The sequence below is a fragment of the Facklamia sp. P12945 genome (assembly GCF_050409485.1).
In the GTDB taxonomy this organism is placed as follows: Bacteria; Bacillota; Bacilli; order Lactobacillales; family Aerococcaceae; genus Facklamia.
Genome location: NZ_JBNUPJ010000003.1, coordinates 22201 through 43767, shown reverse-complemented (window position 1 = coordinate 43767; position 21567 = coordinate 22201). Strand labels below are relative to the sequence as shown.

The following is a 21567-nucleotide window of genomic DNA, read 5'->3' as shown; positions in this document are numbered from 1 at the left end:
TGACTAGCGCTGACGGTATATCTCCTTAGCGATAAATTTGGATAACTCCAATGATCCCTCATCATTTAGATGAACGCCATCTTCAGCAAACCATTCAGCGTGTCCACGGGCATAATTCGCCCAGTCTATAATTCTAACATTTCCATATTCTTGAGCCGCTCTTACCAATTGACGGTTAGCATCATCTGTCCAAATGCGATCAACCAAAACGTTGACATAATACTGATCACGGTCTAGACCGACTGCTTGAATATAATCATCCATTTGACCAACTGTAAATGTTCCATTAGAGCCTAACATGGTTACCACAGTAGGCTTTAATCCGCCTGTTTGATTGAGACCATATACCGTATCATAAGATTCATAAAGTTGTCGACCGACTTTCGGATCAAAAACAGCCTTAGGAAATACATCATTCAAGCGCTCGGTAGCTGCAGCTAAAGTTGAATCCCCTATGAAAGTTATCTCCAATGCATTAGCATAGAGTAAGACTTCTTGATCTAAGCCTTCGATATTATTAACAACTACTTGTCTTTCTTCAGTTTTTCTTGACTCTTCAGCAATATTCATATTGTTTTCAATAATGGCTTGAATTTCCTTACTTGATTCTACACCCTTAGCTGGTGAAGAAATAGCCAGAGCGATGACCCCCATCACGACATTAAAAATATAACACGCTGTGATAAATTTCACTACTCTTAATGATTGAGGGTGAGAGCTTAAATAATCAAATTGATGCTTCATTTTGCGCCAATTAAAGTCTTGTCCAATTGGAAGACTAATTCTGCGCTTTTCAAATAATTGGTAAGTAATTTCAGCTAAAATAATGATCAAAAGCAACTGAAAACCATAATTTAACCATGGAGACCTATTCATAAAGCTAATGTTTTGAGGCATTAAAAGATAGACAGGATAGTACCATAGATAGTAAGAAAAAGATCGTTGGCCTATCCAGGTAAATAGTTTAAAACGAAAGATTTTGTTCCAAATAGTTGCTGGATGAATACTTGAAACAACAATTACAGCAGAAATCAAAGAAAACAAAGTTAAACCAAAACGATAAGCAAAAGGTTTGGTTGCAAACATGAATTTAATCATGAAGAAAGCAAAAATGACTGCAAGTAAACCCATAAGATTCATGGTCATAATTTTCTTTGATGAAATCTTTTTAGGTGATAAATTAACTGGAAGAGCTAATCCTAAAGAACCCCCAAGAGTAAAAGCAGATAATCTTGTTAAAAGGTCATAGTAAATTCGGGTAGGATCTTGGTTATCTTTATAAAGATAGCCCATTAAAAAAGCGGATAAGGCTGAAATAATCAATAACATACGAATAGTTACTTGAGGTTTTTTATGCCAACTGTAAAGTAAAAATATTAAAATAGGTGTTAAAATAACCAATTGTCCATATAAAGAGACGTACCACAAATGTGTAAAGGGACTTGGATTAGCCGCTTGAACAAAGTAAGACTGTTGATTAAAAATCTGATAATAATTGTTAATAAATGTGAGTGAACTTAATCCCATCCACCGAATATTAGATAAAAAATCACGGTTAAAAAGTAAAATATAGGTAGACGTAGTTAAAACTACGAATAAAGTAGGGAAAAAAAGTCTTTCAAAACGCTTATATATAAATTGCCAAAAGGACTCTTTTCTAGCTTGTATATCTTTTAAATAAAAATGTCTAAAGTTAAAAAAACCAGCTATGAAAAGAAATAGATTAACTGCAAGGAAACCACCTGGAACAATATGTTCAAAGTAATAATAAGCAATGATTAGCAGTATTGCGATTCCCTTAAGACCGTCAAAAATTGGGATACGCCCTTGTTTAACTTTATTTTGCATATTAAAACCACCTAATCAATAAACTCAAATTGATAATCCTCTAAGTAAACTGTATCGCCATTTTTCGCGCCAGCTTCTCTCAAGGCTTGATCGACACCCATTGATCGCAGTTGACGTGCAAAGCGTTGTAAACTTTCATCATGAGCTGTATTGGTCATTTTATAAAGCTTGATAATCTTTTCACCTTCTAATTCCCAATAACCTTCTTCAAGTTTACGAACAGTAAAATCAGGGCTTTCGTCGATCGTATAATTTTTATGATCACTTTCTTTTTCCTCCAAGGGTATAAAGTCACTGGAGGCAACTAATTGAGCTGTTGCTCGCATCAATGAATCAATTCCCTGGGCTTGCCAAGCTGAAATTTGATAAATTTTTGGAATAGAAAGATTTAAATTCTGATAATAATCAGATATTTTTTCTTCAAATACTTTTAAATTATCTTTAGCTTGATCTAAATCCATTTTATTAGCCACAATCAACATGGGTCTTTCTAAAAGACGAGGATGATAATTAGCTAACTCTTGCATAATAGAAGAAAAATCTTCAAAGGGATCGCGTTCATGTACCGCTGCCATATCCACAATATGTAATAACGTTTTAGTTCTTTCAATGTGGCGTAAGAAATCAATACCTAAACCAACACCATCAGAAGCACCATCAATAAGGCCCGGCATGTCTGCAACGACAAATTCCTGACCATCAGCAATTTTAACCACTCCCAAGTTGGGTACTAAGGTAGTAAATTGATAATCTGCTACTTTGGGTTTAGCATTAGAAATAATGGACAATAGGGTTGATTTGCCCACGCTTGGATAACCAACCAAGCCCACATCTGCTAGAACTTTAAGTTCCAATTGTAACTCCAAGGCTTGACCTGGTTCTCCATTTTCAGCAATTGAAGGAGCAGGGTTTTTATGCGTGGCAAAGCGTATGTTTCCACGCCCCCCTCTCCCTCCTTTAGCAACAATTACTTCTTGTCCATGGTCCACTAAATCGGCAATGAGTCTACCGCTTGCTTCGTCATAAACAGAGGTTCCTGGTGGAACTTTTACATAAAGGTCTTCTGCATTCGCTCCATATTTACTCTTACTCATTCCATTTTCCCCGTTATGCGCTTTGAATTGACGATTGTATCTAAAATCCATCAAAGTATGAAGGCCTTCATCCACTCGAAAAATGACATCGCCACCGCGGCCGCCATCTCCTCCTGCAGGTCCACCATCTGGTCGATATTTTTCTCTTAGGAAAGCGACCATTCCGTCGCCACCTTTACCAGCAATTACCTTCACTTTTGCGCGATCTAAAAAGGTAGACATTATTATCGCTCCTTTACTCTTATTTATGGACCACTTTTCTCGGATCCATGAGACTGAGAATTGTTTGTGTTAATTGGTACATCATTTGATAGCGATTATGGCGAAGAGCTTCTTGGTCAGCGTTAACCATATGTAGTTCTAAATATGAAGCAATCATTGGACTAATGCTTTCAAAATATTCCATTAATCTTGAGGTGTCTTGTAAGTCCTCTATTGCCACTATCTTTTCAATTAAGTCCTTTTCTAGTTGACTTTCAGCTAGGTTATCAGTGATTTTAACTTGCTCGCTAACCTTTTCACCTAAATTAACTACTCGTGCCAAGTTTTCAATCATTTTTGAAAACTCAACCGGTTTGGCAGCTTTGAAGTCTTGTAAACTTTTAGCCGTTTCTTTTATTTTTACAGGATTTAGTTGTTTTTGTGCGAGTGCTGCTTGAATAATATCGTAATCCATTCCTAGATTACCTAATCTAACTTGAATCCGAGCTTCTATAAAACTAAGCAAATCATTTAAGTAATCGGCTGCTGAATCAGCATCTTCATGGTTAATCTTCACTAACAAGCTCTTTAAATCGATATTCCAAGATTGGTCTAAAAGAATGTCAATTAATCCCATGGCTTGTCTTCTTAATGCATAAGGATCATTAGACCCTGTTGGTATCATATCCGCTTTGAAGTAAGCAATTAGACTGTCTAATTTATCTGCAATCGATAAGGCGGCAGCCGCAGGTTTATCAGGTAATTTCCCTCCAGCCGAAGTTGGTAGGTATTGCTGAGCAATTGCTTGCGCTACACTATCTTCTTCACCATAATGTTTGGCATAAATCCCACCAATGACACCTTGTAATTCGGCAAACTCATTTACCGCTTGAGTCACAAGATCAAACTTGTAAATCTCACTAGCACGCAAAATGGTCTTTTGATCTTGAGCAGATAAATCGATAAAATCCATCAATTCTTCAAGCAAGTGTTTAACACGTTCTTGTTTTTGACTATAAGTACCTAACTTAAAATGCTCTTTCAAGCTTGATAATTTAGCTAAGTCTTCTTTTAAAGATAATTTTAAATCTTCTTGGTAAAAGAATAAACCATCTGCTAAACGAGCTCTTAATACCTTTTGATTACCTTTAATGACTTGATCAATATGCTGATCATTACCATTTCGTACTGAAATAAAATAAGGCAACAATTCTTTGCTTTTAGGATCTAAAACATAAAAATAACGTTGATGATCACGCATTGCTGTGATGACCATTTCTTGGGGAATTTCTAAATATTTTTCCTCAAAACTGCCGTAAAAAGCAGTTGGCCACTCGACAATGGCTGTTACCTCTTCTAGTAATTCATCATTTTCCGGTATAACCCAGCCCCTTTCATCTTCAATCGCTTGAATTTGCTGGTAAATCTTCTCTTGTCGTTTTTCAAAACTGGCAATCACATACATCTTTTCTAGTGCGTTTTCATAGTCACGACTATTTTTAATTATAACTTTGTCATTTTTAGTTAGAAAACGATGACCATGTGAAAAATTATTCGCCTGAATACCAGCAAATTCAAAGTTAATCACCTGATCTTCTAGTAATGAAAGTATCCAATGAATCGGACGAATATATTCTAAATTTAAATCTGACCACCGCATGGTAACTGGGAAATGCATACTGGCAAGAACAGTTGGGATAGCTTTTAACACTTCTTCTACTTTCTTCTGCTCAGCCACCTTATTCACAAAGAGGTAGTCAGTTCCTTTAACTTCTTTAACAAATAAGTCTTCCTCTTGACAGGCTTGACCTTTTAAGAAGCCCAATGCAGCTTTCGTCAGATTCCCTTCGTTATCTTGTCCAACTTTTACGGACGGTCCTCTTACTTCTTCTTCTAAAGCTGATTGCTGATCAGATAAACCTTCTACTCTTAGAGCTAATCTTCTAGGAGTTGCGTAAGTTTCAATGGATTGAAAGCTGATTCTTTCTTCTGCAAGAAATGCTGCAAGTTTTTCGGCTAATTGATCACGCAATTTCAATAAAAATCTAGCTGGAATTTCTTCCATTCCTACTTCTAATAAATAATCTCTCATAGCAATCCTCCTAGTTCTTATTTTCTTTTAATAATGGAAATCCAAGTTTTTCTCTTTCTTGTACGAAGGTCTTAGCAATACCGCGAGCTAATTTACGAACACGTCCTAAATAAGCAGGGCGATCTGATGCCGAAATCATCCCTCTAGCATCCATTAAGTTGAAGGTATGACTGGTCTTTAAAATATAATCATAGGCTGGATGAACTAAGTTTTCCTCAAGTAAACGGTTGGCTTCTTTTTCATAAGCTTCATACTGCTTCATTAATAAGTCAGTATCAGCTAATTCAAAAGAAAATTTAGACTGCTCATATTCTTGTTGGAAAAAGATTTCGCCATACTTCACGCCTTTGGCCCACTCTAAATCATAAACATTTTCCACATCAAAAATATACATAGCAAGACGCTCCAAGCCATAAGTAATCTCTGACATTACCGGATCACACTTTAATCCCCCCACTTGTTGGAAGTAGGTAAATTGAGTCACTTCCATACCATCAATCCAAACTTCCCATCCCAGTCCCGCACAACCCAAGGAAGGGTTTTCCCAATTATCTTCTACAAACCGTATATCATGCTCTAGGGGATCAATGCCTAATTCAATCAATGAATCCAGGTAATATTCTTGTATAGCAAGAGGAGAAGGCTTCATAACCACTTGAAACTGATGGTGTTGGTATAAGCGGTTAGGATTTTCACCGTATCTTCCATCAGCAGGTCGTCTTGACGGTTCAACATAAGCGGCATTCCAAGGTTCTGGTCCATTAGCCCTTAAAAAGGTATAGGGGCTCATGGTTCCGGCTCCTTTTTCAGTATCATAGGATTGAAGGATCAAACATCCTTTCTTTGACCAAAAATTTTGCAAGGTTAAAATCATATCTTGTAACGATTCAACTGCCATTTTAACACCTCTTTCTTAAAATAAAAGTCCCTATGACCCCCTTTGGAGGTCATAGGGACGAAATAAATTCGCGGTTCCACCCTAATTCTAGTTAGACTAGCACTCTTAAAATTCATTTGTTAACCCAAAGGACCATTCGATTTGCTCTAGCTTTCACCTGCCTAGAGTCGCTTTACTATCTTCTTTTAATTGCTTTGGCTTGTTAAGATTCTACTAATTATAAAGCTTTTTGTCAATTATCTTCCTTGATTTTTACTGATTTTCAATTGGTCGGCTACTTTATATAATTGATTGAGATAAGATTCTCCTTTTAATTTAATCCCTACTTGTTCATGGTAGATGGTGAAGATCAATTCATCAATTTTTTTGTAAGAAAGGTCTGAAATTGAGACTTGTCCTAATTGATTCAGTTTAATTTCATTAAAGAGTTGTAAAATTTTGACTTGCTTAGAACTAAGATGCATTCGGTTGGGATCTTTATCTAAATGGTTATGACACAAAACACCCAAATGGACCATCGAAAAGTCCTCAATCCTCTGGCTCGATCCGCAGACTACACAATTTTTCATATTTAATTGAAGCCCGAAGCGTTGCAAAAGTTTAAGTTGCAAAAGTAATTGAATAGGCCGGGCATCTTCACGCTCATTGAGACTGCTTAGAGTAGCTTGGAAAAAATCAAATAGCTGTTGATCTTTGCTATTATCATCCACACTGGCATCCACTAGTTGACTTATATAAGCAGCATGCGCTTGCTTAAAGGGATCAGATTGAATGGATCGAAAGAGGTTAAGGGTTTGACCTTCTTTCAAAAAGGACAAACCCTGTTGCTTAATAGTTCCCCAATATTGATGTTCTGTCAATGGGATTAAATGCTTTTTAAGGGGATGATTGAGTGACTGTAAACCTCTTACAAAAAACATTTTAGTACCAAATTCACGTGTAAAAATTTTAACTAGACTATCTTTTTCGCGGTACGGCCGAATAAACAAAACAATTCCGGTAAATTTTTCGTTCATTGGCACTCTCCTTATTAATAATTCTCACTCTGATAGCCCAATTCATTTAAATTACTTTGACGATCCCGCCAATCTTTTTGCACCTTGACCCATAAGTCTAAATAGACTTTGGTTGCTAAAAGCTTTTCAATATCACGTCGTGCCAGATGACCTATCTTTTTAATCATTGATCCTTGAGCACCAATAATTATTCCCTTTTGGCTTTTACGTTCCACGATTATTGTAGCTAGTACTTCTACCTTGTCATCAGCATTTTTTTGCATGGATTGGACTTGGACGGCTACTGAATGAGGAATTTCTTCGCGTGTTAACATTAAAATCTTTTCACGAATTAACTCCGCAACGAGGAAATACTCAGGATGATCCATTACCTGGTCAGCCGGGTAATATTGGGGGCCATCTGGCAAGCTGAGTGTCAGTTGGTCTAATAAAGCTTCGACATTTTCACCTGTAAGTGCAGATAAAGGGATAATCTGATCAAAATCATAAGCATCTTGATATTTAGTGATAATATCAAAAAGCAAATTTTTTTCAATCAGATCTACTTTATTAATAACTAAAAAGACTGGTTGCTGGACATCTTTTAAACGATTGATAATAAATTGATCGCCAGGTCCTATTTTTTCTGTCGCATTGACTACCATAATCACTGCATCCACCCCACTCAAAGAGGAATAGGCTGTTTTTATCATGAAGTCTCCTAAAGCATGCTTGGGTTTATGGATTCCGGGGGTATCAATAAAAATGATTTGTGAGTCTTCACGGGTATAGACACCCTGAATTTTATTGCGGGTTGTTTGGGCTTTATCAGACATAATCGCTATTTTTTGGCCAATAATTTGATTTAATAAAGTTGATTTCCCAACATTGGGACGGCCAAGAATAGCTACAAAACCCGATTTAAAATCTTTTTTCATTTAAACTCCTTTAGTATGATTAATTGTCACCTTTTAAAATAAATAGGGGAGAAATAGTATAGCCCCGATTATAATGGAAATGATTGCTGTCATTAAAACAGAAGCAGCAGCGATATCTTTTGCCTTTTTCGCTAAGGGATGCCATTGGTCTGCTACAATTAAATCAATAACCGCTTCTATTGCTGTATTGATTAATTCGGAAAAGATAACAAGGCCAATAGTTAATAGTAAAATCGTCCATTTCAGTGGTTCAAATTTAAAATAAAAGGCTAAAAGGACTGCCACTAAAGCAAAAAATAAGTGGATTTTTAGATTTCTTTCACTTTTAATTGCTTGAAAAAATCCTTGGCTGGCACAAATAAAAGACTGGAAAAAATTTGAATTCTTAAAAGGATTATCTTGTGAGTCCATATTCACTCAGCACCTCTTCTTGAATTGCAAACATCTCTTTCTCAGTTTCAATGGTTTGGTGATCATAACCATTTAAATGTAAGAAACCGTGGACAGCTAGAAATCCCAACTCTCTTTCTAGAGAGTGGTTGTATTCACTGGCTTGTTCAAGCGCTCGTTCGATTGAAATAATAATATCTCCCAAGTGAAGATTTATTGGCTCTTGAACTTCATTTGAGCTGATAACTGACCAATCTATTGGTTCTTCCCCCTCCATTAAAGCAAAAGATAGCACATCCGTTGCTCGGTCAATACCACGGTAGTCGCGATTCAATTGGCGAATGGTGTGATTATCGACGATGGTTATGTCTAATTCTGCTTGAGTAGGAGCAGCGATTTTTAAGCCTGCTTGATCAATTAAGTCTAAGATAATCTGTTTTTGTTTTTCAGTCAGCCTCTGACCTTCATCAATTAATTCAACTTGCATTTTCTTCTCCTTATTTAGGATATTCCACACGTGTGTGATACATACTAGCTATCCCTAAAATTAGTGACTTTCTTACTGTTTTTAGTTCATCAACCGTCAACCCACAATCGGCAAATTGGCCATCGTTAATCTTACTCGCAATTATGGAATCCAGTAATTCTTCAATACTCTTTTGAGTATGTTCTTTCATTGTTCGAGAGGCTGCTTCCATTGAATCTGCAATCATCACTATAGCGGATTCTTTTGATTGTGGAATCGGGCCAGGATATCTAAAGGTCTCTGGATTAATAGGCATTTTTTGCTCTTTAGCTTGGTAATAAAAATAGCTAGTCATGGTTGTGCCATGGTGTTCTTTACATAAATCAATAACAGACTGAGGCATACGGTACTCTTCTAATAATTTTACACCTTGAGCAACATGATCAATAATAATTTTAGCAGACTCATCTGGCCCTACCATGCGGTGAGGTGATTCAATGCCTCCAGATAAGTTTTCAACGAAGAATAGGGGATGGACTGTCTTTCCAACATCATGATAGTAAGAGGCTACCCGGGTGGTCAAGGAATCCCCGCCTATGGCTTCCACGGCATTCGCTGCTAAATTAGCCACCATAATTGAATGATGATAGGTTCCCGGTGCTTTTTCAATCAACAATTTTAATAAGGGATGATTTAAATTAGCTAACTGATTCATCGTCATGGCTGAACGACTGGATAAAAGTTGCTCCCAGTAGGGTTCAAAAACAGCGATTAATAACAAGCCAAGTAAATTAGCTGCAATTGTCATTATTAGGATGATAAAAGCCTGACGAGATAATATAGGAATTGTAAGAACAGCCATTAGAGGCAAAGCAATTATGAACTGCCAAATGATATTTAAGGCCACTCTTTTTTCTACTTTCATCGCCTGACGATCAGAAAAAGTAGTCAGTAAAACGGAAACAATGGTAGTAAATAGGTAAAATAAACTGATGAAGGTTACAACAGTTTGATTGTCTAAATCACTAACTATAAAAATAGCAAAGATATTAATAAATAGAAATGCTAACAATGTTACTTTATAGGAAGATTTTTCTTTTAAATATCCTGGTAAAATCATCAAAGGTAGAAGCAACATACCATACTCTAGACCTGCCTGTTGGAAGAAACGTCCCATCTTGGCCATGATCAACGACCCAAAAACAATAATCATATAAGCAGTAGCCTGCATATTCGCACGGCTTAAATCTGTCCAATTTAATTTATCAGAAAAGATATAAACGAATAGAAAAGCATGGACAAAAATTAATAGAACAAAGACTGGCATGAGATATTGCTTAGTCGATGCATCCAAGTAACCAAACATCTCAAGTTGTCGCATATTATTTTGATTAATAATATGACCTTCTTGAACAATAACTTGTCCTTGTAGAATATAAGATGTTTGAACTTTGGAAGCTGCTTCTTCCTTTAAGCGATTTGTTTCTGACTCCGAATATACCATCGTTGGTTTTATCAAGGCGCCTAAAAAGTTTAAAGTCGTTTGCTGAGCAAGCTCTGACATATCGGAAGATGTGATTTGTAAACGATATTTGTCCAACTCTTTATCAACTTGATCAGGACCTAATTCTTGAGCAAGACTCTCGGATATAAAATCAGTTAAATTCGATTGTAATTCAGATAGTTCTAAGGGACTGATTTTAAAAACTTGATCAATTGAGCGGTTAGAAAGCTGATCAAACAAATTAAAAACATTTTCATCTACCATTTGTAATTGTGCTTGAATCACTGTTCGCTTTTGCTCCTCGGATAAATTATCGAAGTTGGTTTTTTTAGTTGGTAAATTATTGACCTTTTCATTAAAAGATTGATCCAGTGGCTTTTCTTTAGATGCATTCTTTAAAGAATCAATTACACCGTCTCGTGAGTACTTACCATTACGAGCCTCACGAACAAAGCCAAAAAACTGCTCAATCCGCGTAATTTCCTGAATCCTGATATCTTCTTGATATAAATAGATATCATTAATAGCATCCTTAGCTCTTTGTTGATTGGCTTTTGTCTGCTCAACATCTTCCATCGTCACAGGCGCTAAAATTGTTTCATCTGCTACTTGATTCAATTCAAAGTGATAAACTTCTGGTTTGACGTGTTGATAGCCAATTAAAAAAATTGCTAAGGATAGTATGAATGTAATAAGAGGTATAAAGACTTTACCTAAACGCTCATGAAGTAACTGTAGTCGACGATTCATTTTCTTCTCTCCTTGGAAGGTTTTCAATCATGGGTTCTTTGCTATAAGCTCTAATAATATCCGCAACTACTGGATGACGAACCACATCGAACTCATCAAAAGATACAAATTCAATGCGTTTAACCTTTCTTAATTTATGATAGGCGTCAATCAATCCAGATTTTACCCCTTTAGGTAGGTCAATTTGTGACTGATCGCCATTTATAATCATTTTTGAGCCAAAGCCTAATCGAGTTAAGAACATTTTCATTTGTGCAATTGTTGTATTTTGAGCCTCATCTAAAATAACAAAAGCATCGTCTAGGGTTCGACCTCTCATATAAGCCAATGGCGCAATTTCGATAATGCCTCTTTCCATTAGACGGTTGGTTTGTTCCGTTCCGTAAATGTTATATAAGGCATCGTATATTGGTCTTAAGTAAGGATCTACTTTTTCTTTCAAATCACCTGGTAAGAAACCAAGGTTTTCTCCAGCTTCGACTGCTGGGCGTGTCAGTATTATTTTTTTCACTTTACCTTCTCGCATAGCCTGGACAGCCATCAAAACAGCCAAGTAGGTCTTTCCAGTTCCAGCAGGTCCCATACCAAAGACAACGTCTTGTCGGTTAACAGCTCTAACGTATTGTAACTGTCCAAAGTTTTTGGCACGAATAGCTGTTCCATCTGCAGAACGACCCACCACTTCTTCGTAAAGGTTGAGAAAAAAATCTAATTTATTACTTTTTGCCATTTTAATGGCTGTCATGACATCCATGGATCGAGGGGTGATTCGCCTTTCCAAAAGTTGAATAAGGTTTAGGAGGATTTGACGAACAGACTCCACTGTCTCTTCACGCTCACCAATAATGTTAATTATTTCACCGCGGTTGGTTATTTCTACTTCGAAACTATCTTCAATCATACGTATGTATTTATCATGATTGCCCAACAAGGAAATTAGCCAATCTGTGTTTGTGACGGTGACTTGTTTTGAGAATTTTTCGTTGTTATTCAAATAGTCGTCTCCTTTATTAATAAACTAAGTTAAGATTACCATAAAATGCTTATAAAATGGAATAAAAGACCGATATATTAATACTTATTATGATATTTTTTAAAAATAAAAAAGAACCAGAAAACTGATTCTTTTTAAACAGAATATTTTATTCTATATTGTTGCTTAGGCGATACGCTTAAAACTTGCGTTTACGAGCTGCTTCTGATTTCTTTTTACGTCGAACACTTGGCTTTTCGTAAAATTCACGCTTACGAGCCTCTCTCAAAGTACCGGTTTTAGAAACGTTACGCTTAAAGCGACGAAGAGCGTCATCCAATGATTCGTTATCACGAACTACTGTTTTTGACATCTGGTTCCCCTCCCCCCGAGCTTATAGTAACCTTTCCTTAGAAATAATAATCTAAACAAAGTCCTCTCTATATTATAGCATGAATCTAAAGCTTTTCAAGAACAAAGAAAAACTTTTGTGAAGTTTATGCGGGATTATCTTGTAATACTTCTTTACATTCAGCACACAGGCCAAAGACTTCAAAGCGGTGACTCCTTATTTCAACTGAAGATAAATCGGTTGTAATATGTTGCATGGGACAAGCATCAAGTAGAATTGTTTTACCACAATTGGTGCAAATAAAATGATGGTGATGGTGATGGTCTGTGCCGTGAGTTAAATGGCAATTATATCGAAATAGTTGTTCTTGTTGGTATTCTGTCGTTTCAAGAATACCCACTTCAACGAAATCATAGAGGTTACGATAAGTAGTATTATAAGACATGGTCGGATACTTCTCTTCCAATGCTTTATGAATGCCCAAAGCAGATAGGTAGCGTTGGTTTTCAGCAAAAAGGGAAAGTATTTCTCGGCGCTTCTTGGTCATTTTAAATCCTTCTTTTTTTAGAGTCTTTAAACCTTGATCAATAAGTTGTTGAACTTCTGGAGCTAACTGACCTTCATTTAATCTAACTTCTTTCAATTCTGTCACCTCTTTCAAGAAATATGGTAAACTTAAATTAATTCATTAACTGGATAGCCATTAGGAATCAAGCAAATCCGTTACCACTTCATTTTTTATCATATCGGATTCAATTGGTGAGACCACCTTAAGAGTTGCTAAAGCAGTAGCCTATCAATTCCCATATGTTCATATATTATTGCACAAATATGTCTTCATTTCAACAAGCTCGCGCTTGCAAGGGGTTCTACAAGAGGCTAAAAATCATCAAGCTAAAGAGGCCGAATCTTTTTGCATAATGAATAATTTACATTTCTTTAATTTATCACCACCCTTTACTCAAGTGGTATCACAACTTACCGGAAAAACAAGTCAAACTATCGGTGCTCAAAACGAGTTAAACCATGAATATTTTGACCGTATTAATGCCGTGGAATTTGCCATGCGCTATGCTGATGGAAAAGAGCCCAAAATTTTTATCGAAGCAGATATTATCTTATTAGCTGTCTCACACCCTTCAAAAACACCCCTAAATGTTGACGTAAAAACATTTAGGGGTTATTATCATTGCCATTGTTGATATTTTTCTTTTAAATAACTCGTAATATCCATTTGATAACTGCTATTTAATTTTTCTGAAGACAAAGCCTTAGACACATCATTAAAAACTACTTGATGTCCCTCTTTTAACAATAGAGCCCGATTTCCATATTTTTTAGCAAGACTCAAATCGTGCATAACTGTAATAATGGATCGTCCTGGCTGCTGCAACCACTCTTTAAGTATTCTAAAAAGGTTTTGCTCATATATTAAGTCTAAATGATTACTTGGTTCATCTAATATTAATAACTTAGGATCCTGTAAAAAAAGTTGAGCTAAGTATGCTCGCTGCCTTTCTCCTCCTGATAAGCTTTGAACTGATCGCTTACGCTTTTGATATAGATTGGTTTGAAGCAGGACTCTTTCAAGCGCCTCTTGATCTATGTCTGTCCAGCTCTTAAACCAGCCTTTAAGATGTGGGTAGCGTCCCATACGCACTAATTCTTCTACAGTAAAATCAAAGTCTGAACCAGGATGTTGATCTAAAACACCAAAAATCATTGCCTTTTGATTGCTTTTTAAAAGCCGAAGGTTGCTGCCATAGATCTCAATTTCTCCAGTGTAGGGATTTTGACCAGATAGAGCTTTTATTAATGAGGTTTTTCCTGATCCGTTTGGTCCACAAATCATCAACCAATCACCCTCGGCTACTTCAAAATTAATGTCATGTAAAATTATTTTTTTATCTAATTCCATTTTGAGTTTATTAACTTTAAGCATTACGCTTCCCCCTAGCAAAGATAAGAATAAAAATACAGCTGCCAAATAAGGAAGTGATTGCCCCTATTGGTATTTCAAGGGGGGAGGCAATGGTGCGAGCTAATAAATCGGTTACCACCATAAAGTTACCACCAATAAATAGAGTCCAAGGAATCAAACGTCTATGATTGGAGCCTACAATTAAACGACTAATATGGGGGGTTATTAAACCTACAAAAGGTATCGAACCGCCTATTGAAACAGCAACACCAATCAAGATGGAAGTGGCAATAAACAATTTAATTCGAACAGAGACTATGTTTATCCCAATATTTCTTGCGATGTTTTCCCCCATTGAAAAAGCGTTCAATTCTTGCCATTTCATAACAATATAGCCACCCATTATTATGACGCAAACACCCATTACCCAAACATCGGTATACCTGGAGCCTGAAAGCGACCCTAAAGTCCAAAAAACTAAAGAAGGCAGCTTTTCTTTGCTAATAATCATTAAAATATTCATTAATGAAGAGACCAGCATGGTAAAGACGATTCCAGTTAAGATAACAGTCATATTCTTTAACTGTTTATCCAAATAATAAGAAAAAGATAAAATCAATACTAGTGATCCAAAAGCAAAGATCACCGCCATCAAAAAGATTCCTTGCCTTTGGATAAAGGAAGGAATCCCAATGACGATAGCAATGCCAGCACCCAAGCTTGCTCCAGCTGAAACTCCCAAGGTAGAGCCATCAGCCAAGGGGTTCATTAACAAGCTTTGCATGGTCATTCCACTCAAAGAAAGGGCCATGCCGATTAAAAAAGCAGTGAGTAAACGAGGTAGTCTAACAGCAAGTAAGATGGTTGCCTGTTGTTCCAAGTCGGTCATTGATTGATTTAAGACTTGATTTTCTAGCACTTGATACAAGTCAGTGAAAGAAATTTTCACACTTCCTATAATCAAAGCCATAGCTAGTATTAAGAGAGTTATTGACACCATCAGGACTAATTTTACGACACTTTTTTTAGCTGATTGTGAAAGCTGCCAGCTCTTATTCTGTGCCATAAACTAGATCATATAATTCTTTGACAGCATCCATCAAGCGCGGTCCAGGTCTAGTGAAAGCAGAATTGTCTACTGCAAAAACTTTATCATTTTTTACAGCTGAAAGGTCATCCCATTCTTTGCGTTGCATAATTTCTTCTTCAGGAGAAGGAGCCTCTTCATCCATAGGAAGAGAAGTAGTAATGATTACTTGTGGATTGGCTAATAAAACTTGTTCTTCTGAGACTTCAACAAAGGATTTTTGATCTGCAAAAACATTTTCTAAATTCAACATCTGTCCAATTTCATCCATGAAGGTTTCAGAACCAGCAGTCCATAAGCCAAACTCTAGCGGAGAAACTTCATAATAAACACTCTTAGATTCTTCTTCTTGGTCAGCTTTTTCTTCAAACTCTTTAAAGACTGTTTCCATTTCTTCAATTAATTGGTCTGCTTCTTCTTCTTTACCAACTAATTGACCGAGCAAATCGATTGCTTCATAGACTTCCTCAATTGTCTGGGCATCTGTCACCAAGACGGTAATTCCTGCGTCTTCAATAGCAGTCATTTGATCTTCAGTTAAGGACATAGCAGTCATCACAACCACTTCTGGGTCTAGGGCAATAATTTCTTCAATATTTAAATTTTCACCAGTAGCGATAGCTGGAATCTCTTCCACTTCATCTGCCGGGAAGTCTACATAAGTTCCTCGACCCACAATAGTGTCTCCCGCTCCTATTTCAAAGAGTATCTCAGCATCTGCTGGCATTAAAGTAACAATTTCATCAACGGGTCCCTCTTCAAGCACAACTTCTCTACCAACCATATCGGTCAATGTGAGAACCGTCGTTTCTTCACTAGATACCATTTGTCCGGTAAACAGAGTCATCACAAACATCATTAAAACAGCAATTTTTTTATTCATTTAATTTTCTCCTTTATTTCTTTAAATTTTTTTACTTTATATTCACTGCAATTCCTGAAACCACCCAATAAACTAAGTTCGCTTGTCTGGCAATTTCTTGATTCATTAAACCATGAATATTTCTGAAAATGCGCCCGAGTTTATACTCTGGAACTAATCCTAGACCTAGCTCATTTGACACAATGATAAAATCCGTTGATGAAGCTTTTATTTCTTTTAAAAAAGCATTAAGCTCTTCCATAACAAAATCTTCTAGCTTTTGGATTTGCTCACCCTTTAGTTCATTGACATACTCATCAAAAGATAGTTCTTGATTGTTAGCTAAGAATTGCCATTTATCAAAAAGAATATTGGTTAGCCAAACCGTCATACAATCGACTAAAGCAATTTGATAATTATTTGAAAGTTGCTTAACCAATTGATCCAAATCATGAGCCTGTTCATAAGTATCCCAATCTTTGGGTCTTGATAAACGATGTTTTTCAATACTCCTTTTTACTTCTGAATCAGAAAACTTATTGGCTTGGGTTGCTATATAAGCAATATTTTGAAGCTTTCGTCTATAAATTTCTTCTTGAGCTAATCTAGATTTACCAGATTTAGCTCCTCCAGTATAATAAAAAATTTCCCCCATTCACTCACTTCCTAAACATCGATATATTTATTTTTGTTAGACCTTCAAAAAGTCGCAAAGCTAACAATATATTAGCAAGAGTAGCTAGCTTTAAGGGCCAAAAGAAACTTACCAGCATTGCAGCCCCTAAAATCGGTTGAAAACATAGAAGTGGTAATAAAACATTAAACAAGCAGGCGCCTAGAGTTGGAAGAATAACCGGCCATATTTCAAAGATTTAAATTTACGATAAATCATGACAAAATTAATCTGAGCTAGTATCATAAGTGCCATTAATAAAAGATAAGTGGAATACTTAAGGGAAAAGCTGAGCTCATTGCCGTTGTTAAATGTCCTATAGCACCAACTATCGCGCCAGCAGATCTTCTCATAGCTAGCAAGAGTATAAAAGCTGGACTTGAATCAAAAGCTACTGTCAAGAATAGCTTGAACTGTGCTAAGATGATTGACAATGACATCATATGAGCAAGGGTTACTAAATCTTTTGCCTTCATCTTACCTCCTTAAAAAAACCAGACTAGGCTACTTGTCTGGTTAATAAACGTATTTGTTAACGAACCTTGTTACGAGACCTTGAGAAATAACAATCATCCTTGATAAAATAGGTAATCTGACTTAGATTTTCATCCATACAGTAGCAAGGGACTGCGCACGATTCTCACGTGCTTCCCCTATTCTATCTTAATTATCAAAGAGCTTAGCATCATTATAGCATAATTATTAAAGAAAATAACAATCCTAATTCTTATTAAAAAGAAGTAAAACAAACAGCATATAAATGATTTGACCAATTAAAGCAGCAGCTCCCATGGTATCTCCTGTCATACCTGAAATTTTATGATACACGAAATAGCGATAAAAATACATGGTAAGCAAAAGACTTATATAACTAAGTAGATACGGCCACCCTAATAGGAAAAAGAAGGCCATTGTTAAAATCTGACTGGCCACAATTTTCCAAGTAGAAACGCCTAGGAAAAGACTACCTAAGCCATTGGGGTTATCACCAACATACACTAACTGATAAAACATTAAGGGTAAACAGCTACGACCACTGGCAGCCCAAGCAATAACAAAGACTATTTCATTTTCAAAATAATTAATTAAAAACTCTCTTCCTAAAACAAAGGTAAGTAAAATAGTCGAAATTAAGATCAAAGCACCATTGGCTCCAATTGCTGAATCTTTCATAATTCGAACCATCTCATCAGCTTTTTTAGAGGATAATAGTCCGTCAGCAGTATCAGCCAAAGCATCATAATGAAAGCCTCTAGTTAGTAAAATATCCAAGATAATTAATAGAGACCATGCGATGGTGGATGAGAAAAAGAAACGAAATAAAAAAAAGAACAAAGCAAAGATTCCGGCATATATAAAAGCAAAAGCTGGGAAATAGATTACCCCTTTTTTTAATTTAGTAGCTGCTTGATCGACTGATTGATTAATTGGGATTGCTGTAAAAAATTGAAAATATAAAATAATAGACTCAATCAATATAGCTCACCCACCCATTTAATATCTTTAAAAATTGTCAATAAATTAGCTTTAAAAGCTGGTTTTATTACAATTAAGAGAGATGTTGCAGGCCCTGCTGATTGATAAAATTGAGGTAAATCTTGACCTAATCTAAAATCAAGTTGGTTAAATTTAGCCACTTGCTGTGCTTCAGCAATCGCACCTTTAGACCCAATTGGAACTATTTCATGAATGACATCTTTAAGATTTAATAAGTGGTAAAGCTCTTGATAACTAACTATTTGATCGACCTGGTCAATTAAATCCTGACCCATTAAAGGTTTTCCTATTTGATAGACTTGATCCCCTGGTTGGACTTTTTTTATTTTTAAATCAGCGATTTTGGCCTTTGCAAGCAAGGTGAGTCCAAGGGATGTCATCTTAGTTGGCATATTTTCCTCAGTTGAGCCATTCATTGCTAAATCAAAAAGACCTGCTAATGCCAGTTCTTTTTTTATACCATCAAGCATTAAATCTCCAGTTGGATTCATTTCATTGCCAAACATATTTATTAATAATTGTGGCTGGGCGTTTACAGAAAGAACCTCCATAAGTACCACGCGAACAGCAAAAGCTGCAGTAATTTGGGGTGAAACGCTTAAAACATCAGCTTCTTTTTGGCCGATTGAAGCTGAAGTGTCACAAGCAATAACTAAGGACTCATCATTACTTAATGGCATAATATGTATATCACGATATTTTTCCATTTCTACTCTCCTATCTCAATAACCTTCAAAGCTTCCTTTAGATTGTCCAACAAAGTCGATCCCTCTTCCCACTCTCTAGGTGTTCCTAAACTTGTTAAATAATAATTACATCCTTGCTTAGTCAGTTTCTGTCTGCGGTGGACATGTCCCATAAAACTATGACGGATGGGATATTTATCATAAAAAGGCTTAAGATCATCAGTAGAAATAAAAGCATTAAAATAATCTATGTCTTCTTGAAATTTAGGATCTGGTAAGATTTGCAAATCAAAATCTGTTACAAAATGAGTGACTAGAATATAATTAGCTTTGTTTAGGTAGATCATATCTTTTTCTATTGTTCTGGCAAATTCTCTTGAGACTTGGCGATCAGATTGCTGCCAATTAATATGTAGTTTATCCTCCCACATATAACCTTGGTATCTACCTGCTTGAAGAAATTTTTCATCATGACGTCCAAAATTTCCCGAATGATTGTACCAAGCGGAGTGCCCGACTAATCCCCAATCTTGATTTAGAGAAAGTGGCTTTCCTATTAAACAGTTCGGATGGTTACAATAGCCATCATAAATAATTTGGGTTTCTTGATTAGTAGACCAATAATCGTGATTTCCTGGAACAAAATATAAAGGGATGGTTATGGCTGCTTGTAAGTCCTTAATGAATGAAAAAACTAAAGACTGATGATTCGCTATGTCTCCAGCTATAATTAAATAAGACAAATTCCACTCATCAGTTTCTTTAGCCAGTAAATCAATAATTGTTTGAGCGTAGGGCTCTGCTTGTAAATCAATATGGAGATCAGAAATAACACCAATCTTCATTTTCTATCTCCTCACAATTAATTTAAACCACTTAGCGAAACACTTTCCCCGATCTTACATACTTCGGTTCTGCTTGATTATTAAGGTGGTTAACTAAGCGACCACCTACAAACAAATAATCGGAAAGCCGATTAAGAAATTTTAAGACATTCGGATTTAACTTTTCAGAAATTGGTAGGCTAACCAGCCTTCTTTCAACTCTACGAGCAATACTACGAGCATATTGAAGTTGACTGGCTTCCATGGTTCCTCCAGGCAAGATAAAAGATTCAATAGGGTCAACTCTTTTATCGTAAGCATCAATTCGTTCTTCTAACCAAGTAATAGCAGTCTCTGCGGTACGATAAGGAATCTTTTCATCTGCGTTTGCAACATCTGTCCCACAATCAAATAGTAATTGTTGAATTTCTAATAAATCTTGACGAATTTCATCGGCTAAATTAGGGCTTGCAATAAGGATACCAATATAAGAATTGAGTTCATCAATACTTCCATATGCCTCAACTAAGGGGTTGTTTTTGGCTACCACACGGTTGCCAATTAAACGCGTATTCCCTTGATCTCCTGTTCGCGTATAAATTTTCATTGTTTTCTCACCTCTTTGATAGTTACTGAATCAGGTCGTTAAAATATTTCCAATCATGATAAATTATTTTTTTACGTGTAAAAGTAATTTTTTTCTCTTGAGTTAAATCTTTAATGACTCTTCCTGCTGTCTCTCTTGTCGTACCGGCTACTGTCGCCGCTTCGTTAATAGTCAATGGATGTGGAATAACCACATGATCACCCATAAAACGCCCCATATCATACATCCATAAAGCCAGGGTCTGAATTACTCGGCTAGAAGCACTTGGTATAGCCGTCATTTGCACACGTTTTTCCAAATAATATTGGACACTGGCTAAATTTTCATAAAGAAATTTGAATTGTTCCGCATTTTTAAAGACAATATTTTCCATTAGGTTTTTGGGGATGTAAGCTAAATCAACATCTGTAGCTGCATAGGCATCATAAAGATGGTGGTCTTTAAAAAAGAATTCCGCATAAGGAAAAAAACTTTCCTCCGCCACATAATCTAAGTAACAAAACTCTCCTGAAGCATTTTCTCTTTCAAGACGAACCAATCCTTTAAAGACGAAATAACAATAAATATTTGGATCATCTTGAAAAAAGATTAACTGACCTTTTGGAATGTGATGAAAAATAGAGTTAGAAGTAATTTGATTGACTTCATCAATTGAAAGTCGATTGAAAAAATCATAGTTATATATATCGTTAATATAATTTTCAATTGCCCGATTAACCATAAAGACCCCTTTCTTTGTCAAAGTAAATTGTTTACTGACGATAAAAGGAGTCTTTTGTATAGAAATTTAGTTTTCAATTTTCAAAATTCAATTCAAAAGATGCCACTATATTTACTCACCTTTTATGTCATTTATTCATAGATATTATCTCACTTGTGAATATATAAATCAAACAATGAAAGGTGTCC

General features: G+C 36.0%; 23 protein-coding genes and 1 riboswitch. Of the genes, 1 reads left to right on the top strand and 22 read right to left on the bottom strand.

What is annotated here, in order from left to right; genetic code table 11:
* Positions 1-3: 3 nt before the first annotated feature.
* The 12 genes from ACQV2X_RS01585 to ACQV2X_RS01530 form a co-directional block, all read right to left on the bottom strand.
* Positions 4-1848, bottom strand: a complete 1845-nt coding sequence (locus ACQV2X_RS01585; protein ID WP_428873809.1) for an acyltransferase family protein — start codon at positions 1846-1848, stop codon at positions 4-6.
* Positions 1849-1859: 11 nt separating this feature from the next.
* On the bottom strand, positions 1860-3164 hold the full coding sequence (gene obgE / locus ACQV2X_RS01580; protein ID WP_428873810.1) for a GTPase ObgE: 1305 nt from the start codon (positions 3162-3164) through the stop codon (positions 1860-1862).
* A 19-nt stretch (positions 3165-3183) separates the two neighbouring features.
* Positions 3184-5235 carry a glycine--tRNA ligase subunit beta gene (glyS, locus tag ACQV2X_RS01575; protein ID WP_428873811.1) on the bottom strand — a complete coding sequence of 684 codons (2052 nt, stop codon included), beginning with the start codon at positions 5233-5235 and terminating at the stop codon, positions 3184-3186.
* Positions 5236-5245: 10 nt separating this feature from the next.
* A complete protein-coding gene (glyQ, locus tag ACQV2X_RS01570; RefSeq protein ID WP_428873812.1) occupies positions 5246-6133 on the bottom strand; it encodes a glycine--tRNA ligase subunit alpha in 888 nt (295 codons plus the stop codon).
* 236 nt (positions 6134-6369) lie between these two features.
* Positions 6370-7149: a DNA repair protein RecO gene (gene recO, locus ACQV2X_RS01565; RefSeq protein WP_428873813.1), complete on the bottom strand. Its 780-nt coding sequence runs from the start codon at positions 7147-7149 to the stop codon at positions 6370-6372.
* Positions 7150-7163: 14 nt separating this feature from the next.
* The gene (gene era, locus ACQV2X_RS01560) at positions 7164-8066 is read right to left on the bottom strand and encodes a GTPase Era (RefSeq protein ID WP_428873814.1); all 903 of its coding nucleotides are present in this window, start codon (positions 8064-8066) and stop codon (positions 7164-7166) included.
* 33 nt (positions 8067-8099) lie between these two features.
* Positions 8100-8477, bottom strand: a complete 378-nt coding sequence (locus ACQV2X_RS01555) for a diacylglycerol kinase family protein (RefSeq protein ID WP_428873815.1) — start codon at positions 8475-8477, stop codon at positions 8100-8102.
* Positions 8461-8943, bottom strand: a complete 483-nt coding sequence (gene ybeY / locus ACQV2X_RS01550) for an rRNA maturation RNase YbeY (RefSeq protein ID WP_428875802.1) — start codon at positions 8941-8943, stop codon at positions 8461-8463. The genes ACQV2X_RS01555 and ybeY overlap by 17 nt, the downstream gene beginning before the upstream one ends.
* Before the next feature lie 10 nt (positions 8944-8953).
* On the bottom strand, positions 8954-11176 hold the full coding sequence (locus tag ACQV2X_RS01545) for an HD family phosphohydrolase (RefSeq protein ID WP_428873817.1): 2223 nt from the start codon (positions 11174-11176) through the stop codon (positions 8954-8956).
* Entirely contained in the window at positions 11148-12170 is a 1023-nt protein-coding gene (locus tag ACQV2X_RS01540) for a PhoH family protein (RefSeq protein WP_428873818.1), read from the bottom strand. The genes ACQV2X_RS01545 and ACQV2X_RS01540 overlap by 29 nt, the downstream gene beginning before the upstream one ends.
* A 178-nt stretch (positions 12171-12348) precedes the next feature.
* Entirely contained in the window at positions 12349-12522 is a 174-nt protein-coding gene (rpsU, locus tag ACQV2X_RS01535; RefSeq protein ID WP_066126806.1) for a 30S ribosomal protein S21, read from the bottom strand.
* Between the two features lie 124 nt (positions 12523-12646).
* Positions 12647-13144: a Fur family transcriptional regulator gene (locus tag ACQV2X_RS01530; protein ID WP_428873819.1), complete on the bottom strand. Its 498-nt coding sequence runs from the start codon at positions 13142-13144 to the stop codon at positions 12647-12649.
* Between the two features lie 97 nt (positions 13145-13241).
* Here ACQV2X_RS01530 and ACQV2X_RS01525 point away from each other — a divergent pair, with 97 nt between their 5' ends.
* Positions 13242-13703, top strand: a complete 462-nt coding sequence (locus ACQV2X_RS01525) for a kinase/pyrophosphorylase (RefSeq protein ID WP_428874740.1) — start codon at positions 13242-13244, stop codon at positions 13701-13703.
* Here the strand turns inward: ACQV2X_RS01525 and ACQV2X_RS01520 are convergent.
* The 10 genes from ACQV2X_RS01520 to ACQV2X_RS01475 all read right to left on the bottom strand — a co-directional run bounded on the left by ACQV2X_RS01520 (position 13688) and on the right by ACQV2X_RS01475 (position 21379).
* Positions 13688-14443, bottom strand: a complete 756-nt coding sequence (locus ACQV2X_RS01520; protein ID WP_428873820.1) for an ABC transporter ATP-binding protein — start codon at positions 14441-14443, stop codon at positions 13688-13690. The genes ACQV2X_RS01525 and ACQV2X_RS01520 overlap by 16 nt on opposite strands.
* Positions 14436-15488 carry a FecCD family ABC transporter permease gene (locus ACQV2X_RS01515; RefSeq protein ID WP_428873821.1) on the bottom strand — a complete coding sequence of 351 codons (1053 nt, stop codon included), beginning with the start codon at positions 15486-15488 and terminating at the stop codon, positions 14436-14438. Before ACQV2X_RS01515 ends, ACQV2X_RS01520 begins: the two co-directional genes overlap by 8 nt.
* A complete protein-coding gene (locus ACQV2X_RS01510; RefSeq protein ID WP_428873822.1) occupies positions 15475-16392 on the bottom strand; it encodes an ABC transporter substrate-binding protein in 918 nt (305 codons plus the stop codon). The genes ACQV2X_RS01515 and ACQV2X_RS01510 overlap by 14 nt, the downstream gene beginning before the upstream one ends.
* Positions 16393-16423: 31 nt before the next feature.
* Positions 16424-17026 carry a bifunctional adenosylcobinamide kinase/adenosylcobinamide-phosphate guanylyltransferase gene (gene cobU / locus ACQV2X_RS01505; protein WP_428873823.1) on the bottom strand — a complete coding sequence of 201 codons (603 nt, stop codon included), beginning with the start codon at positions 17024-17026 and terminating at the stop codon, positions 16424-16426.
* Positions 17027-17298: 272 nt separating this feature from the next.
* Positions 17299-17520 (bottom strand): hypothetical protein, encoded by a 222-nt coding sequence (locus ACQV2X_RS01500; RefSeq protein WP_428873824.1) that lies wholly within the window; start codon positions 17518-17520, stop codon positions 17299-17301.
* Between the two features lie 101 nt (positions 17521-17621).
* A riboswitch (adenosylcobalamin-variant (AdoCbl-variant) riboswitch) is annotated at positions 17622-17716 on the bottom strand.
* Positions 17717-17764: 48 nt separating this feature from the next.
* The gene (locus ACQV2X_RS01495; RefSeq protein WP_428873825.1) at positions 17765-18520 is read right to left on the bottom strand and encodes an adenosylcobinamide-GDP ribazoletransferase; all 756 of its coding nucleotides are present in this window, start codon (positions 18518-18520) and stop codon (positions 17765-17767) included.
* Complete coding sequence (locus ACQV2X_RS01490; RefSeq protein ID WP_428873826.1) at positions 18517-19248, bottom strand: hypothetical protein; 732 nt, start codon at positions 19246-19248, stop codon at positions 18517-18519. Before ACQV2X_RS01490 ends, ACQV2X_RS01495 begins: the two co-directional genes overlap by 4 nt.
* 2 nt (positions 19249-19250) lie before the next feature.
* Positions 19251-20072: a metallophosphoesterase gene (locus ACQV2X_RS01485; RefSeq protein ID WP_428873827.1), complete on the bottom strand. Its 822-nt coding sequence runs from the start codon at positions 20070-20072 to the stop codon at positions 19251-19253.
* Positions 20073-20103: 31 nt separating this feature from the next.
* A complete protein-coding gene (locus ACQV2X_RS01480; protein ID WP_428873828.1) occupies positions 20104-20658 on the bottom strand; it encodes a cob(I)yrinic acid a,c-diamide adenosyltransferase in 555 nt (184 codons plus the stop codon).
* Positions 20659-20680: 22 nt separating this feature from the next.
* Positions 20681-21379, bottom strand: a complete 699-nt coding sequence (locus tag ACQV2X_RS01475) for a Crp/Fnr family transcriptional regulator (protein ID WP_428873830.1) — start codon at positions 21377-21379, stop codon at positions 20681-20683.
* Positions 21380-21567: the final 188 nt, after the last annotated feature.